General features: G+C 68.1%; 14 protein-coding genes. 12 read left to right on the top strand and 2 right to left on the bottom strand.

Annotated features, from left to right (window positions below; genetic code table 11):
• The first annotated feature begins 117 nt into the window (after positions 1-117).
• The 4 genes from FFS18_RS03290 (at position 118) to FFS18_RS03275 (ending at position 4,014) form a co-directional block, all read left to right on the top strand.
• Positions 118-486 carry a DMT family transporter gene (locus tag FFS18_RS03290; protein WP_120217798.1) on the top strand — a complete coding sequence of 123 codons (369 nt, stop codon included), beginning with the start codon at positions 118-120 and terminating at the stop codon, positions 484-486.
• A gap of 30 nt (positions 487-516) precedes the next feature.
• Positions 517-1,803, top strand: coding sequence for a glycosyltransferase family protein (locus FFS18_RS03285; RefSeq protein ID WP_137869737.1), 1,287 nt, complete (start codon positions 517-519; stop codon positions 1,801-1,803).
• On the top strand, positions 1,793-3,250 hold the full coding sequence (locus tag FFS18_RS03280) for a UbiA family prenyltransferase (RefSeq protein WP_137869736.1): 1,458 nt from the start codon (positions 1,793-1,795) through the stop codon (positions 3,248-3,250). The genes FFS18_RS03285 and FFS18_RS03280 overlap by 11 nt, the downstream gene beginning before the upstream one ends.
• Before the next feature lie 101 nt (positions 3,251-3,351).
• Complete coding sequence (locus FFS18_RS03275; protein ID WP_137869735.1) at positions 3,352-4,014, top strand: response regulator transcription factor; 663 nt, start codon at positions 3,352-3,354, stop codon at positions 4,012-4,014.
• Between the two features lie 192 nt (positions 4,015-4,206).
• Here the strand turns inward: FFS18_RS03275 and FFS18_RS03270 are convergent, their stop codons facing one another.
• The gene (locus FFS18_RS03270; RefSeq protein WP_137869734.1) at positions 4,207-5,253 is read right to left on the bottom strand and encodes an ACP S-malonyltransferase; all 1,047 of its coding nucleotides are present in this window, start codon (positions 5,251-5,253) and stop codon (positions 4,207-4,209) included.
• On the bottom strand, positions 5,250-7,451 hold the full coding sequence (locus tag FFS18_RS03265; protein WP_137869733.1) for a dehydrogenase E1 component subunit alpha/beta: 2,202 nt from the start codon (positions 7,449-7,451) through the stop codon (positions 5,250-5,252). Before FFS18_RS03265 ends, FFS18_RS03270 begins: the two co-directional genes overlap by 4 nt.
• A gap of 181 nt (positions 7,452-7,632) precedes the next feature.
• On the opposite strand from FFS18_RS03265, the gene FFS18_RS03260 reads away from it, so the two are divergent.
• From FFS18_RS03260 to FFS18_RS03225, 8 genes are all read left to right on the top strand, one after another.
• The gene (locus FFS18_RS03260) at positions 7,633-8,337 is read left to right on the top strand and encodes a DUF4129 domain-containing protein (RefSeq protein ID WP_137869732.1); all 705 of its coding nucleotides are present in this window, start codon (positions 7,633-7,635) and stop codon (positions 8,335-8,337) included.
• Positions 8,334-9,569, top strand: coding sequence for a DUF4350 domain-containing protein (locus tag FFS18_RS03255; RefSeq protein ID WP_137869731.1), 1,236 nt, complete (start codon positions 8,334-8,336; stop codon positions 9,567-9,569). The genes FFS18_RS03260 and FFS18_RS03255 overlap by 4 nt, the downstream gene beginning before the upstream one ends.
• Positions 9,559-10,524: an AAA family ATPase gene (locus tag FFS18_RS03250; protein ID WP_137869730.1), complete on the top strand. Its 966-nt coding sequence runs from the start codon at positions 9,559-9,561 to the stop codon at positions 10,522-10,524. The genes FFS18_RS03255 and FFS18_RS03250 overlap by 11 nt, the downstream gene beginning before the upstream one ends.
• A 160-nt stretch (positions 10,525-10,684) precedes the next feature.
• Complete coding sequence (locus FFS18_RS03245) at positions 10,685-12,001, top strand: DUF58 domain-containing protein (RefSeq protein ID WP_137869729.1); 1,317 nt, start codon at positions 10,685-10,687, stop codon at positions 11,999-12,001.
• Positions 11,998-13,035 carry a stage II sporulation protein M gene (locus FFS18_RS03240; RefSeq protein ID WP_137869728.1) on the top strand — a complete coding sequence of 346 codons (1,038 nt, stop codon included), beginning with the start codon at positions 11,998-12,000 and terminating at the stop codon, positions 13,033-13,035. The genes FFS18_RS03245 and FFS18_RS03240 overlap by 4 nt, the downstream gene beginning before the upstream one ends.
• Positions 13,032-13,907 carry an RDD family protein gene (locus FFS18_RS03235; RefSeq protein WP_137869727.1) on the top strand — a complete coding sequence of 292 codons (876 nt, stop codon included), beginning with the start codon at positions 13,032-13,034 and terminating at the stop codon, positions 13,905-13,907. Before FFS18_RS03240 ends, FFS18_RS03235 begins: the two co-directional genes overlap by 4 nt.
• Positions 13,908-13,911: 4 nt before the next feature.
• On the top strand, positions 13,912-14,583 hold the full coding sequence (locus FFS18_RS03230; protein WP_249340267.1) for a nitroreductase: 672 nt from the start codon (positions 13,912-13,914) through the stop codon (positions 14,581-14,583).
• Positions 14,584-14,599: 16 nt separating this feature from the next.
• The gene (locus tag FFS18_RS03225) at positions 14,600-15,091 is read left to right on the top strand and encodes a hypothetical protein (protein WP_137869725.1); all 492 of its coding nucleotides are present in this window, start codon (positions 14,600-14,602) and stop codon (positions 15,089-15,091) included.
• The last annotated feature ends 46 nt before the right edge of the window (positions 15,092-15,137 follow it).

Genomic DNA, 15,137 nt, shown 5'->3' with positions numbered 1-15,137 from the left:
CCGTTCCGCACGGGCTCGACCCGATCGCGCGAATTTGCTCGACAATCGCGCGGCAATTAATCTTATCTTGAAACGCCGCGACTAATGGCAAACCGCTGATAAACCGAAAGATCGCCCATGACTGCGCGCCTGTTCCTGCTCATTCTCGCCAGCGTCAGCCTGTCGGCGCTCGCGCAGCTGGCGCTGAAAGTCGGGACCACGTCCGCCGCGAGCGGGCGATCGGCGGGAATCGGCGGCGAAATTGGCGGGCTGGTGCAATCGCCGATGATCCTGCTCGGCCTCTGTCTTTATGGTGTCGGCGCGCTGCTTTGGCTGTTCGTGCTGGGCCGCGCGCCGCTGTCGCTGGCCTATCCGTTCGTGGGGATCGGCTTCATATTGACGATGCTCGCCGGTGCCTGGTGGCTTGACGAAAGCCTGAGCGCGGCGCGCATCGCCGGAACCTTGATGATCGCCGCGGGCTGCGTGCTCGTCGCGCGGTCCGCGTAAATCCTTGCCGCGGCGTTCAGGCACCGCCCGATGATCGCGTCCGCGCCCGTCATGAGCCCTTCGTCATCGCAGCTTTCGCCGCGGACGAGCGCGATCCTGCTCATCACGATCATGCTGGTCGCGATCGGCCTGCGACTGGCCGCTGCCTGGGCCTTGCAACATCTGCTCGAAAGCGACGCGCTCGCCTATTTCACGATGGCCGAGGGTCTGGCGGAACGCGGCGAGCTGGCGGATCATTACGGGCAGCACGCCTTTTACAGCGCGGGTTACCCGCTGCTGCTCGCGCCCTTCTTAGCGATTTTGGGCAGTTCGGTGCCCGCGGCGCTCGCGGTCAACATGCTGCTCTGCGCGATCAGCGTCTGGCTGATCTACCGGCTTGGCTTTGCGCTGTCGGCGCAGCGCAGCGCGGGGCTGCTCGCCGCCGCCGCCTATGCGCTCTGGCTGCCCGGGCTGTGGAACGCGACGATGTTGGCGAAGGAGAATCTGACCACGCCCTTGCTGCTCGGCATCGCGCTGTGCGCGATCGCGATCGCGCGCGACCAGCGTCCGATGGCCGCGGCATCGGTCGCCGGGCTATTGTGGGGCGCCGCGCTGATCACGGGCGGATCGGCGCTGCTGCTCTGCCTTGGCGTTGGCGCCGCGCTGTTGCTGCTGTGGCGCGCGCGCGGCAGATTTGCGTCGGCCTTTGCCGCGGGGCTGTGCTTCGTCGCCGGGGCCGCGGTGCTGATGGCGCCGTGGCTTTATACGACGAACCAGATGGTCGGGCGCCCGGTGCTGACCACCAACGCCGCCTTCAACCTGTATCTGGGCAACAACCCCGCGGCGACGGGCCGCTTCGTCAGCATCGCCGACACGCCGCTGGGCAAGGACTGGAACGCGACGCGCGCTCAGCTGGGCGAGGTCGGCAACGCCGACCGCCTGCAAGCCGAAGCGCTCGACTGGATCGCCGCGAACCCCGGCGCGGCGGCGCGGCTCGCGGCGCTCAAACTCGTCTATTTCTGGCAGCCCAATCTCCCCGACGCGGGCGAGATGGCGGCGTCGAAAGCGGTCGCCGCGATCCGGCTGGTCGAGGTCGCGCAATATGGCCTGATCCTGCTGCTCGGGCTGTTCGCCTTCGCCTCGCGGCGGGTCGCGCCCGACGCCAAATGGATTTTTGTGGCGATGATCGCGGGCTTCTGGCTGATCCACGCCGCCGCCTATATCATCGTCCGATACCGGGATCCGGTGATTCCGCTGTTGATCGTCCTGGCGGCGGTGCCGGTCGCCGCCTGGATCGAGCGGTTTTTCGCGCGAAGGGGATCGCCCAGTGCCGCCTGAGCAGCCCCTCCGCTCTGACAAGCCGGTGCCGCTGTTCGTCGACGTCGACGGGACGCTGGTGCGCGCCGATCTCTCGCTCGAAAGCTTTGTGCGGATCGCTCGGTCGGGCATCGCGGCGCTGATCGCGGTGCTGGGCTGGCTGATCGCGGGGCGCGCGGTCGCCAAGACACTGGCGGCGCGGCGCGACCGCATAGATCCGGCGCGCTTGCCCTATCGGCCCGAAGTGCTCCGCCTGATCGACGAGGCAAAGGCCGTCGGGCGCCCGGTGATCCTGGCGAGCGCGAGCCACGGGCGCCACATCCGCGGCATCGCCGATCATCTGGGGCTTGCCGATCCGGTTATCGCGACGCGCGGCCGGTCCAATCTGAAAGGTCCGGCAAAACTGGCCGCGATCCGCGCCCGCATCGACGACGCGCCGTTCGACTATGTCGGCGACAGCCGCGCCGATACGTGCCTGTGGCGCGAGGCGCGGCAGGGCTGGTCGGTCGGCCATGTTCCGGCAGGGTCGACGGTCGCGCGGCTCGGCGACCCGCGCCCCGGCGCCGTACGCACCATCGTCAAGGCGATGCGGCCGCACCAATGGGCCAAGAACGCGCTGGTGGTCGTTCCCGCGATGACATCGGGCCAATTCACAAACCCCGCGGTGCTGCTGACCGCGGTGGCGGCGGCGCTGCTAATGTCGCTGATCGCCTCGTCGATCTATTTGCTCAACGACCTGCTCGACATCGACGCCGACCGCGCGCATCGCACCAAATGGAAGCGCCCGCTGGCGCATGGCGACCTGACCATTCCCGCCGCACTGGGGCTGTCGCTGCTGCTGGCGGCGATCGGGCTGGCCGGGGGTTGGTGGCTCGGCGGGCCCGAACTCATGCTCTGGTTCTTCGCCTATATGGCGATCACGACCGCTTACTCGTTCCGGTTGAAGGCGGTGATGGTCGGCGACGCGATCGTCCTCGCCTCGCTGTACACGATCCGCATCTGGATCGGCGCGATCGCGATCGGCGTCGCCTTGAGCTTCTGGTTGCTGCTCTTTTCGGTCTTTTTGTTCCTCAGCCTCGCCTATCTGAAGCGCTATGTCGAAATGCGCGACGCGATCGAGCCCGCGCGCCTGCTGAGCGGGCGCGGCTATGTCGGCGGCGATCTGGACGTCGTGATGATGTCGGGCATTTCGGCGGGGATGGTCGCGATCCTCGTGCTGGCGCTCTTTGCCCATGATCCGGCGACCGCGGCCAATTATGCGCAGCCGCAAATGCTGTGGCTGCTCTGCCTGCCGCTGCTGTACTGGCTGAACCGTATCTGGATCATGGCGCGGCGCGGCGAGGTCGAGGGCGATCCGGTCGCCTTTGCGATCAAGGACCGGCGCAGCCTGCTCGTCGGCGCGGTGACCGCCGGCATCTTCATGGTAGCGCTTTACGGACCTGCGGCGGTTCAACTGATCACCGGCTGATCGCACCGGTCGCGGCAAGCAGCGCGCGATCGCTCCGGAACGGCGCCGTCGCCGATCGATTCGCGCTGGTCGCGGCGACGCGGCGGGGGCAGCAGGATCGGGTGAGCAATGTTGCGGGCCATATCCACCTGATCCTGCCCGATCCCGCCGAGCGCGCGGCCTGTTTTCGCGCGCTGGCGGTGGGCGCCGGGCGGATTGTCCGCTGTTTTGCCAGCGCCGATGATTGGATCGACGGCGACGGCGACGACGGCAAGGGCGGCGGCGCGATCCTGCTCTTTCGCTGGCACCAGCCCGGGCGGGTCAGCGGCGCGGCGTTGCTCGAACGGATCGCTGGGCGCGGCGATCTGGCGGTCTTTGTTGCCGCCGAGCAGCTGAGCATCGCCGAATCGCGCGCGATCCTGCGCGGCGGCGCGCGCGACCTGCTCGCGGCGCCGCTCGACCCGCGCATCGTGCGCCGAGTCATCGACGCGGCGGCTGACGACTGGCAGGTGCGGCAAGCGGCGCTGCACCGGCGCCGCGAGGCAGAGGCGCGGCTGGCGGCGCTGACCCCGCGCGAGCGCAGCATATTGGACGCGATCGCCGCGGGGCTCGGCAACAAGGCGATCGCGCGGCAGCTCGATCTCAGCCCGCGCACGGTCGAGGTTCACCGCGCCAAGATCATGCGCCGCGCCGGGGCCGACAGCGTCGCCGAACTGCTGCGCTGGCAATTCATCGCCGAGCAGGCGGGCGGCGCCGCGGTCAATCCGGTCCATTTCGGTGCATGATCGCCGCGTGGCGCGGCCAACCTCGCCGCGCGCCGCCTATAAGGCAAATGAACGGCGCACCGCTCTTGAGTTGGTCCCCATGGGCGCTGCCGTTCACCCGCGCGCGGTCCACCCCACCTGATCGCGCGCGACCGACAGGGTCGGCAGGGAATGTTCCTTTCCCTGCCGGCCCTATTCGTTTCCCGTGCAACGTCAGCTGGTGACGAGCGCGCGTTGTTCGGGGCGGCCCATCGACAGCAGGATCGGGTCCGATGCCTGCCGCGCCATGAAATCACCCTTGCCCGCGATCCCCTGCCAGGTGATGCCGATCAGCGATTGCGCAATCGCGCCGCCCAGCGTGTCGCCGGGACCGGGCAGGATGATGACGTCGGGGGCAAATTCCTTGACCGCGACCTGCACCGACAGCGCGAAGTCGTAGGGCGCGAGGATCTGGTGGCCAAAGGTGTAATCCCACACCGCCGCCGGATCACTGGCAAAGCGGCGCCAGACATGGCCGCGACCATCGACCATCGGGATCGTCGGCGCGCCGAACAGCGCGGGCGGCAGTTCGGCCTTCGCCTTGTCCGCGCTGCCGAACATCAGCGGGGTGTGGAACGGGCCATGGCCCGCAAGGCGCAGCGGATCGCGCCCCGGCGTCGGCGGCGCTTCGGCGAGGAGCGCGGCGAGGCCCGCTTCGTCGCCCGCACAGACGAGCATCCCGGCAAGATCGATCGACAGCGCGAGGGCGTGGCCGGGCCGCGCGGCGATGGAATCGACCAGCGCGAACAGCGCATCGCGCAAGCCCGGAACCGGGCGCCAATCCTCGTCGACGACTTGCAGCAAAATCTGCCCGCCGGGGCCGTGGGTCTGGCTGTTGAGGCCCATCGCATTGCTGATCCGGAAGCCATCCGCGACCGACACTGCACCGCCGAGCGCCAATGCGCTGTACCAGCCCATCGAATTGCCTGCGACCGCGATGACGTCATATTTTTCGCGGTCGATGCTGAGATAATCGAGCGCGGTCGCGGTGTAGATCAAGGGTGCGGCAACGTCGCCGCGCATGTGGGTGGCGACGCTGAAGCGATCGGCGCCGTCGAGTTCGGTCACCGTCGGCTGGCCGCGCTCGCGGCGCTGGGCGTCGAAGTTGGCGATGAGGTCCGCGAAGCGCGCGCCGTGCAGCCGCGCGATGCTGCCGAGCTCGCCCTTGCCATAGGTGCCGCGGCCGGGGGCGACGACGAGCGCGGTTTTGCGGGTGCTCATGCGAGCAGCTCCTTCGCCGCCGCGACGATGCTGTCGCGGCTGGGCAGGGTCAGCGTTGCGGCCTTGCCGAGCGGAATGAAACTGTCGTCGGCGGCGATCCGCGCGAGCTTCTTGTCCGGCGTGCGCTCAACAAAGGTCGCCATCAGCGCCTCGCTCTGCGAGCCGGTGATGCGGCATTCGTCGACGATCAGGACGCGATTGGCATCGCCGACCGCGGCGACGAGCTTGTCTTCGTCGACCGGACCGAGCCAGCGCAGATCGATGACGCGCGCCTTGACGCCATCGGCGGCGAGCAGCTTTTCGGCTTGCCGCGAGAGATAATATCCGTTGCCATAGGTGACGATCGCGAGGTCGCTGCCGTCGCCATGGACGCCGACGTCGCCGAAAGCGATCGGCGCGGCGGCGCCGGGCGCCTCATAAACACTCGTCCACAGGCCATCGCCCTCCTCGTGGAGGTCGCGAGTCATGTAGAGCGCGATCGGTTCGACAAAGACGACGACGCGCTGTTCCTCGCGCGCGAGCCGCACGCATTCGCGCAGCATCGCGACCGCGTCGCGGCCGTTCGACGGGACCGCGAGGATCACGCCGGGAATGTCGCGGAAGATCGCGAGGCTGTTGTCATTGTGGAAATGGCCGCCGAAGCCCTTCTGGTAGCCGAGCCCCGCGATGCGGATGACCATCGGGTTGGTGTACTGGCCGTTCGAGAAGAAGCTCAAGGTCGCCGCCTCGCCGCGGATCTGGTCCTCGGCATTATGGACATAAGCGAGGAACTGGATCTCGGGCATCGGGACAAAGCCGTTGTGCGCCATGCCGATCGCGAGCCCGAGGATCGCCTGTTCGTCGAGCAAGGTGTTGATCACGCGCGCTGAGCCGAAGCGCTGGTGGAGCTTCGCGGTGACATTATAGACTCCGCCCTTTGGCCCGACATCCTCGCCCATCACGGCGATTTCCGGGTGGGCGAGCATCAGGTCGGCGAGCGCCCAGCTCAAGAGCCGCGCCATATGCTGCGGCTTGTCCATCGCGCCTGCATCGCTGCCGAACATCGCCTTACGATCCTCGTCCGAGGGCGTGTTCGCGCGGGCAAGCTCGCGCTTGGGCGGCACGATGCTCTGCATCACATGCGCGGGCGTGGTGATCTTGGGGCGCAGGATCGCCGCCTCGGCCTGCCGCGCCAGCGTCGCGCCGATGTCTTCATAGACGTCGGCGATCTCGGCGGGGGTCATCCACCCCTGCCCGGCCATCAATGCCGCGCCCGCGAGCAGCGGGTCGCGCGCCTCGTCGGCCTCGATCAGCGCCTTGGGCAGATAGGCGCCCTGCACGTCCGACCCGGCGTGGCCGTAGAGCCGCACCGTCGCCATGTGGAGGAACACCGGCTTGCGATACCGCCGCGCATAATCGGCGGCTTCGCACGCCCCGGCATAGGCCGAGGCGAGGTCGCTGCCGTCGCACTGGATATAGTGCAGCCCGGCGCGGTGACGGAACTGCGCCTCGATCCAGCCGGTCGGCGTGCGGGTCGAAATGCCGATGCCATTGTCTTCGCAGAGGAAGATCAGCGGCATTGGCGAGCCCTGAAACGCCGCCCAGCCCGCGGTGTTGAATGCCCCCTGCGCGGTCGAATGGTTCGCCGACGCGTCGCCAAAGCTGGTCAGCACCACCGCATCGTCGGGGAGCGCCAGCCCGTCCATGCCGAGCCGCCGCGCGATGCCGATCGAGAAGGCGGCGCCGACGGCCTTGGGCAGGTGCGAGGCGATCGTCGAGGTCTGCGGCGGGATATTGAGCGGTTTCGACCCGATCACCTTGTGCCGCCCGCCCGAAATCGGGTCTTCGCTCGACGCGGCAAAGCTCAGCAGCATGTCCCAGGTCGGGGTCCCGCCCGGCAGCTGGCGCGCGCGGTGGAGCTGAAAGGCGTTCGAGCGGTAATGGAGAAACGCCATGTCGGTGACGCGCAGCGCCGCCGCGACCGCGGCATTGCCCTCATGCCCCGACGATCCGATCGTGTAGAACCCCTCGCCGCGCGCCTGCAGGTGGCGCGACAGGCGGTCCATCTGGCGGCTGGTCAGCTGCGACAGGAAAATGTCGGTGGCGTCGGCCCGCGACAGTCCGATCGCGGCGGGATCGGGGGCATCGGCGCGGCCCGGCAAACGGCCGGTCGCCAGCGCGGCGAGGAATTTTTCATGTACTGCCTGCGCCGCGTCCACTTAAAATTCCTCCCGTTCGGCCTCGCCCATTCTGGCGGCTGGTTACGCCCGCAACCATCGGACCCTTGCGGCAGCGCGCTATAACGGGGCAGTCGCCTACGCAAGCATCTCTTGCCTTCGCGCGCCGCCTCGCGCTACGCCTTGGCGCGATGACAATGCACGGCGGAACAGTCTTTTGGGCATGATGTCGCTGTGGATCGCCCAGGCGTCAGCGGCCGCCGAAGCGCCGGGCGCCGGTGGCGGGTGGTTGATCGATCCCGAACTCGTCGATCCCGCCTATAGCCAGACGATCGCGGGCGGCGAGATCCAGACCGCGTTCCCGCCGCCGCCACCGCCACCGCCACCCACCCCCGAATGGCTGAAATCGCTGTTCGACATGATCGGCAGCTTTTTCCAGTGGAGCGCGCCCGCCGCCAAGCCGCTGCTGTGGGTCGGCGTCGCGCTGCTCGCGCTGTTCCTGCTCTATCATTTCGTCCCCGCCTTTGCGCGCTGGGTCGACAATCTGCCGTTCCGGCGCACGGGCGGCGACGATGACACGGCGGACGACATCGGGCTGGCCGAAGCGGGCGCCGCGCGCGCGCTGCTGAGCGAAGCCGATGCGCTGGCCGCCGAGGGGCGCTTTGCCGAGGCGGTGCACCTGCTGCTCTATCGCAGCGTCGAGGATATCGACGGCCGTCGTCCGGGGCTGGTCAAACCCGCGATGACCTCGCGCGATCTTGCCGAGGCGCGCGACCTGCCGGTGGTTGCGCAGGGCGCTTTCAGCCGCATCGCGCGCGCGGTCGAGATCAGCCTGTTCGGTGGACGATCGATCGACGCGGATGCGTGGCAACAGTGCCGTAGCGCCTATGCCGAACTGACGGTGCCGAAGAATTGGGCGCGGGCATGAGCGGCGGGGCGGCGAGCGACGGCGGGTTCAACCCGCGGCTGATCGCGGGGGTCGTGGTCATCGGCGTGATCGCGTTCATCGCGCTGTGGGCGCTGATCGCGCTCGGCCCGCAGCTCAGCAGCGGCAACGACGGCGGCGGCCATGCGCTGTCGAAAGCAGCGCCGGGCTATGCCGGGATCGTCGACCTGCTCGAACGCAGCGACGCGATGGTCGATCTGCGCCGCAGCGAAGAGGCGCCGCAATATGAGGATGAATGGCGCGAGCTGCTGGTGCTGACCCCCTCCCACCAGACCAAGCCCGACGATCTGGCGCGGGTGATCAAGGGGAACCGCGGCGGGCCGGTGCTCATCGTGCTGCCGAAATGGCAGACGGGGCGGCATCCGGACAAGGCGGGCTGGTCGGGCCAAGGCTTTCCCAGCGCCCCGTCGCCCAAATTGCTACCGCCGACGATCGGCGCGATCGACAAGATCGTCAGCGAGCCGCACGCGCGCGGCGCCACCGCGACCGGCTTCGTCGGCGGGCGCAACGTCGCGCTGCCGCTCAGCGGACTGCGAGCGCAGGTCATGACCTCCGGCGACTTCGCGACGATGATCGGCTTTCCGCACGGCGGCGCGCTGCTCGCCAAGCGCACCCACGACGAAATCTACATCCTGTCCGACCCCGATTTCGTCAACAACCTGGCCTTTGCGAACCGCGATCGCGCTCGCGCCGCGGCGATGCTGATCGACGCGGTGGCGGAGGATGCCGACGCCGACGGGATCGCGTTCGACCTGACGCTGAACGGGTTCGGCAGCCAGCGCTCGCTGCTGCGCTTTGCGTTCGTGCCGCCATTTATCGGCATCACCCTGTGCCTGATCGCGGCGGGGCTGCTCGCGCTGTGGCAGGCGTGGATGCGGTTCGGCCCGGCGCTGAAACCGGCGCGCGCCATCGCGGTGTCGAAGGCGGCATTGATCGCCAACAGCGCCGATTTGATCAAGCAGGCGCGGCGCGAGCTCGACGGCGCCGATGCCTATGTCCGCAGCCAGCGCAGCGCGATCGCGCGGCGACTGCACGCCCCCGCCGGGCTCGACGACGCTGCGACCGACCGCTGGATCGACAAGCATCTGCGCGGCGGCGGCGAGCTGTTTTCGGCGCTCGCCCGGCGATTGCCGCTCGCGCGCAACACTCATGAATTTCTGGCAGACGCGCAGGCGCTGCACGACATCAGGAAGGATCTACTGCGTGACAGCTAATCCCATCGAAAGCGTTCAGGCGCTCGGCGCCGCGATCCAAGGCGAAGTCGCCAAGGTCGTGTTCGGGCAGGGACCGCTGACCCGCATGGTCACCATCGCGCTGCTCGCGGGCGGGCATGTGCTGCTCGAAGGCCCGCCGGGGACCGCCAAGACGTTGCTCGCCCAAGCCTTTGCGCGCGCCACCGGGCTCGATTTCGGGCGCATCCAGTTCACCCCCGATTTGATGCCCGGTGACATTTTGGGCTCGAACCTGTTCAACTTCCAGACGTCGAGTTTCACGCTGACCAAGGGACCGATCTTTACCGAGCTGCTGCTCGCCGACGAAATCAACCGCACCCCGCCCAAGACGCAGGCCGCGCTGCTCGAAGCGATGCAGGAACGCCGCGTGACGATCAACGGCGAGCCGCATGTCATGAGCCCGCGCTTCACCGTGCTCGCGACGCAGAACCCGATCGAACAACAGGGCGTCTATCCGCTGCCCGAGGCCCAGCTCGACCGTTTCCTGTTCAAGCTGGTGGTCGATTATCCCGCCGCCGACGAGGAGCGCCGTATCGTCGCCGACCATGGCGGGCGTTTCAAAAGCCCCGCCGTCGCCGATTTCGGGGTGACCGAGGTCGCCAATGCCAAGACGATCGCGGCGGCGATCGACACCATCGCCACCGTCCGGCTGGCCGACGAAATCGTCGATTATATCGTCCGCCTGATCCGCGCGACGCGCGAGAGCGCCGACCTGGAATGCGGCGCCAGCCCGCGCGCCGCGACGCTGCTGGCGCGCGCGGCCTGCGCCGCAGCGGCGCTCGACGGACGCGATTATGTGATCCCCGACGATGTGCAGCAACTGGCATCGGGCGTGCTGCGCCACCGCGTCATCCTGTCGGCGGCGGCCGAGATCGAGGGGCGGAGCGTCGAACAGGTCGTCGCGGCGCTGCTCGAACGTGAGGAAGTGCCGCGGTGATGGGGATTTGCAAACAATCCTCCCTGTCGCGCAGCGATGGGGAGGGGGACCGTTCGCGAAGCGAATGGTGGAGGGGCGGCAACGGTAGTGTCACGGCCCCTCCGTCAGCCCTTCGGGCTGCCACCTCCCCATGGCTTCGCCACAGGGAGGATGGTCTCGCATGATCTACCCCACCCGTCGCGCAATCTACCTGCTGCTGCTCGGCGCGCCGATGGCGCTCGCGCTGGGGCTCGTGCGGCCAGAGCTGTGGCTGGTAGCGCCCGGGTGGATCGGGGTGGTTCTGGCATGCCTGATCCTCGACACGGTCGCGGGTGCCAGTCCGCGCCACCTCAGCCTCGATGCGCGTTTTCCGCATCAGGTCGGGGTCGGCGATCCGTTCAACCTGACGCTCGCCGCGCGCGGGCGCGCGGTGCCGCCGCGCGCCGAACTGGCGCTCGCGCTCGACGAGCGGTTTGTCGAGGGTGGACGGCTCGCGAGCGACATGCGCCGGACGAGCGACGGCGAAGCGCTGACCCGCACCCTGCCGCTCACCGCGTCGCGGCGCGGGCAGGCGGCGATCGAGGCGCTGTGGATCCGCTGGGCGGGGCCGCTGGGGCTGGTCTGGAAACAGCGCAAATTTGCGATCGACGGCATGATCGGCGTCGTCCCCAGCCTGCGCGCGGTGACCGATGAAGGCAGCCGCCTGTTCCAACGCAACAGCTGGTTCGGCCTTCGCCAGCAACGCCTGCGCGGCGAGGGAAGCGAATATGAAGCGCTCGCCGAATATCAGCCGGGGATGGATCGGCGCGCGATCGACTGGAACGCGTCGGCGCGCCACGTCAAATTGCTCGCCAAGGAATATCGCGTCGAGCGCGACAACCGCGTCGTGCTGGCGATCGACGGCGGGCGGACGATGGCCGAACCCGTCGGCGGCATGCCGCGCGTCGACCGCGCGGTGTCGGCGGCGCTGCTGCTGGCCTATGTCGGGCTCAAATTGAACGACCGGATCAGCCTGTTCTCCTTCGCGGCCAAGCCGCAGGCGCTGACCCCCGCCTATATGCACACGCAGGATTTCCCGGCGTTGCAGCGCGCCGCGAGCCTGATCGATTATGCCCATGTCGAGAGCAATTTTACCCTCGCGCTGACCACGCTCGGCGCGCAGCTCAACCGCCGCTCGCTGATTATCCTGTTCACCGAATTCACCGATGCGACGAGCGCCGACCTGATGATCCGGGCCGCCGGGCGGCTGGTCAAGAAGCACCGGCTGCTGTTCGTCGTCATCCGCGACGAGGAGGTCGAGGGCGAGGAACGCCGCCGCCCCGAAACCGGCGCCGATGTCACGCGGTCGAACGTCGCCGCAGCGATGCTGCGCGACCGCCTGCTGGTGATCGCGCGGCTGCAGCGGCTGGGCGCCGACGTGCTCGAAGTCCCCGCCGACGCGATGGGGGCGAGCGCGATCGAGGCCTATCTGGGCATCAAGCGGGCGGGCACGCTGTGATCCCCGCGGCGCCCCCCGCCCGCGCGCTCGACGCCCCCAGCTTTTCGGCCAGCCGCTTTCGCGCCGAGCGCGAGGCCGACTGGATCGCATTCGACCTGCTGCTCACCAAGCTGGAGAAAAAGGGTGCCAAGGCGCTGACCAGCGACGAGCTGTTGCAGCTGCCCCTGCTCTATCGCGCCACCCTGTCATCGCTGTCGATCGCGCGCGCGACGAGCCTCGACAAGGCGCTGCTCGACCATCTAGAGGCGCTGTCGATCCGCGGCTATTTCCTCGTCTATGGCGTGCGCGAGACGCGCTGGAGCCGCATCCGCCGTTTTTTCCTCTACGACTGGCCCGCGGCGGTGCGGTCGGTGTGGAAAGAGACGATCATCATTTCGCTGATCATCCTGCTCGGCGCGATCACCAGCTACTCGCTCGTCGCGAGCAACCCCGAATGGTATTATAATTTCGTCGGCGAAGACATGGCGGGCGGGCGCGACCCGCGCGCGACCAAGGAATTTCTGCAATCGACGCTGGGCCATGGCAAGGCGGCGGGCGAGGGCGAAAGCGGGCTTCACGTCTTTGCGACATATTTGTTCACCCACAACAGCCGCGTGTCGATCCTGTCCTTTGCGCTCGGCTTCGCCTTTGGCGTCCCGACGATGATGCTCGAATATTATCAGGGCATCGGTCTCGGCGCGATGATGGCGGTGTTTACCGGCAAGGGGCTGGGGTTCGATTTCGGCGGCTGGCTGTTCATCCACGGCACCACCGAATTGTTCGCCGCGGCGCTGTCGGGTGCCGCCGGGCTGCGCATCGGCGCCGCGGTGGTGTTTCCCGGCGCGCGCAGCCGGTTGCAGGCGGCCTCGCACGCCGGGCGGACCGCGGGCAAGGTGATGATCGGGGTCATATTGATGCTGTTCATGGCCGGGCTGCTCGAAGGGTTCGGGCGCCAGCTGATCACCGACACGATGCTGCGCTATGGTATCGGCACGCTGATGCTGTTGTTCTGGATCGGCTATTATTACCTCCCGCGCCGCGAGGATGTGACGTGAACGCCACCGCCGCACAGGCCAACGCCAAATCGCGCGCGGCGCGGGCAAAGAAAGTCCGCCAGTTCATCACCCCCGAGGGGGTCGACCTCGAGCTCAAGATCGCGAGTTCGGGGCTGCGGTTCGGCGCGTTGCTGGTCGACCTCATCCTGATCGTGCTGGCGCTGTTCCTCTTTTCGCTGGTCATGCTGTGGATCGGCTTTGCGTCGCAATCGGACATCACGATCGTCGTCTGGATGCTCGGCGCCTTTGTGCTGCGTACCTTCTGGTTCGTCGGCTTCGAGCTCGGATCGCGCGCCGCAACGCCGGGCAAACGGCTGATGGGCATTCGCGTCGTTGCGCGCGACGGCGGCCGCCTGACCGCCGATACGGTGGTCGCGCGCAACCTGATCCGCGAGCTTGAGCTGTTCCTGCCGCTGATGATGGTCGGCGTCGGCGCGGCGGAGGATGCGGTGTCGGGGTGGACGATGCTGGCGGGGGTGCTGTGGTCGCTGACGCTCAGCCTGTTCCTGCTATTCAACCGCGACCGGATGCGGATGGGCGACCTGATCGCCGGAACCTGGGTGGTGATGGCGCAGCGGGTGAAGCTCGACGCCGACATCGCCACCGATGCCGCGGGCGACGCGATGCTATTCAGCGAAGCCGAGCTTTCGGTCTATGGCATTTTCGAGTTGCAGGAGCTCGAACGCGTGCTGCGCAGCAAGGACGCGCGCGCGATGCGCGAGGTCGCCGACACGATCCGCGCCAAGATCGGCCGCGCGATCGCCGAAGAGGATGACGTCTTCCTGCTCAGCTATTACCGCCAACTGAAAGCCCGGCTCGAACGCAAATTGCTGTTCGGCAAACGGCGAGAGGATAAATATGCCAGCGACTGATCCGATGTCCGTGACCGCCGCGCTGCACCAGCGGCGCTCGGTGCGCAAATTCACCGACCAGCCCGTCGATCCCGCACTGCTCCGCGAGATTTTCGGCGCGGCGCAGCGCGCGCCGTCGGGCGGCAATCTCCAGCCGTGGCAGGCGACGGTACTGACCGGGGAACCGTGGGCGGCGGTCAAGGACGCGGTGGCCGCGCGACTGGCGATGGGACGCGAAGGCTACCAGCCCGAATATGACATTTATCCCAGAGGCCTGACCGATCCGTGGGAAGTGCGGCGCTTCGGCGTCGGCGAAGCGCTTTACGCGTCGCTCGGCATCCCGCGCGAGGACAAGGCGGGGCGCCTCGCTCAGTTCGTGGAGAATTACCGGGGTTTCGGCGCACCGGTGATGCTTTTCCTCCACTGTTCGCGCATCATGGGGCCGCCGCAATGGTCGGACATGGGGATGTGGCTGCAATCGGTGATGCTGCTGCTCGTGGAGCATGGCCTCGCCAGTTGCCCGCAGGAATGCTGGGCGATGTATGGCCAAACCGTGCGGCAGACGCTGGCGCTCGGCGACGACCAGATTTTGTTCACCGGCCTCGCGATCGGCTATGCCGACGAAAGCGCCGCGGTGAACCAGTGGCCGGTGCCGCGCGTGGGACTGGATGAAGTGATCGATTGGCAGGGATTTTGATATGAGGCGGCAGGTGATGTGGACACGATATGGGCTGGCGGTGCCGCTATTGCTGGCGGCTGCCGGTTGCGCCGCGGTGCCGACCCCCGCGCCGCCGCCGCCGCGACCCGCGCCGGTCGCCGCCGCACCGACCCCGGCGCCGCTGCCGACCCCGACGCGCGGCTGGGAAGAACGCGCCGTCGATGCGGGCAGCTGGCGTTATGACGCGGGCAGCCGCGCCGCCGCCTTCGTCCCGACCGGCAGCGCCAATCCGCTGCTCACCATGGCGTGCAGCGGCGATATGATCCGCCTGACGTCGGCGCTGGCCGGGGCAGTCAGCCTGCGCACCAGCGCCGGGACCGACCAGATCCGCTTTGACGGCGGCAGCGCTGCCCTGCCGAGCCGCGATCCCCGGCTCGACCGTATCGCGTTCAGCCGCGGCCGTTTTGCGCTCGAAGTGCCGGGGGGCGGCGCGATGACGTTGCCGGTGCAATCGGAAATCGGGCGGGTGATCGAGGACTGCCGGTAGCTGCCCGTCGCCCCCGCGAAGGCGGGGGCCGCTAACAGCCTAGTTC

Origin of the sequence: Sphingopyxis sp. 2PD (assembly GCF_005503695.1) — a bacterium.
GTDB lineage: Bacteria > Pseudomonadota > Alphaproteobacteria > Sphingomonadales > Sphingomonadaceae > Sphingopyxis.
Note: the sequence above shows the minus strand (reverse complement) of the source record. Positions and strands in the feature narration are given on the sequence as shown.

Excerpts from the sequence above, each read along its gene's own strand:
- FFS18_RS03290 (WP_120217798.1), top strand. The coding sequence starts at position 118 with ATGACTGCGCGCCTGTTCCTGCTCATTCTCGCCAGCGTCAGCCTGTCG.
- FFS18_RS03285 (WP_137869737.1), top strand. The coding sequence starts at position 517 with ATGATCGCGTCCGCGCCCGTCATGAGCCCTTCGTCATCGCAGCTTTCG.
- FFS18_RS03270 (WP_137869734.1), bottom strand. The coding sequence starts at position 5,253 with ATGAGCACCCGCAAAACCGCGCTCGTCGTCGCCCCCGGCCGCGGCACC.
- FFS18_RS03260 (WP_137869732.1), top strand. The coding sequence starts at position 7,633 with ATGATGTCGCTGTGGATCGCCCAGGCGTCAGCGGCCGCCGAAGCGCCG.
- FFS18_RS03255 (WP_137869731.1), top strand. The coding sequence starts at position 8,334 with ATGAGCGGCGGGGCGGCGAGCGACGGCGGGTTCAACCCGCGGCTGATC.
- FFS18_RS03245 (WP_137869729.1), top strand. The coding sequence starts at position 10,685 with ATGATCTACCCCACCCGTCGCGCAATCTACCTGCTGCTGCTCGGCGCG.
- FFS18_RS03230 (WP_249340267.1), top strand. The coding sequence starts at position 13,912 with ATGTCCGTGACCGCCGCGCTGCACCAGCGGCGCTCGGTGCGCAAATTC.
- FFS18_RS03225 (WP_137869725.1), top strand. The coding sequence starts at position 14,600 with ATGTGGACACGATATGGGCTGGCGGTGCCGCTATTGCTGGCGGCTGCC.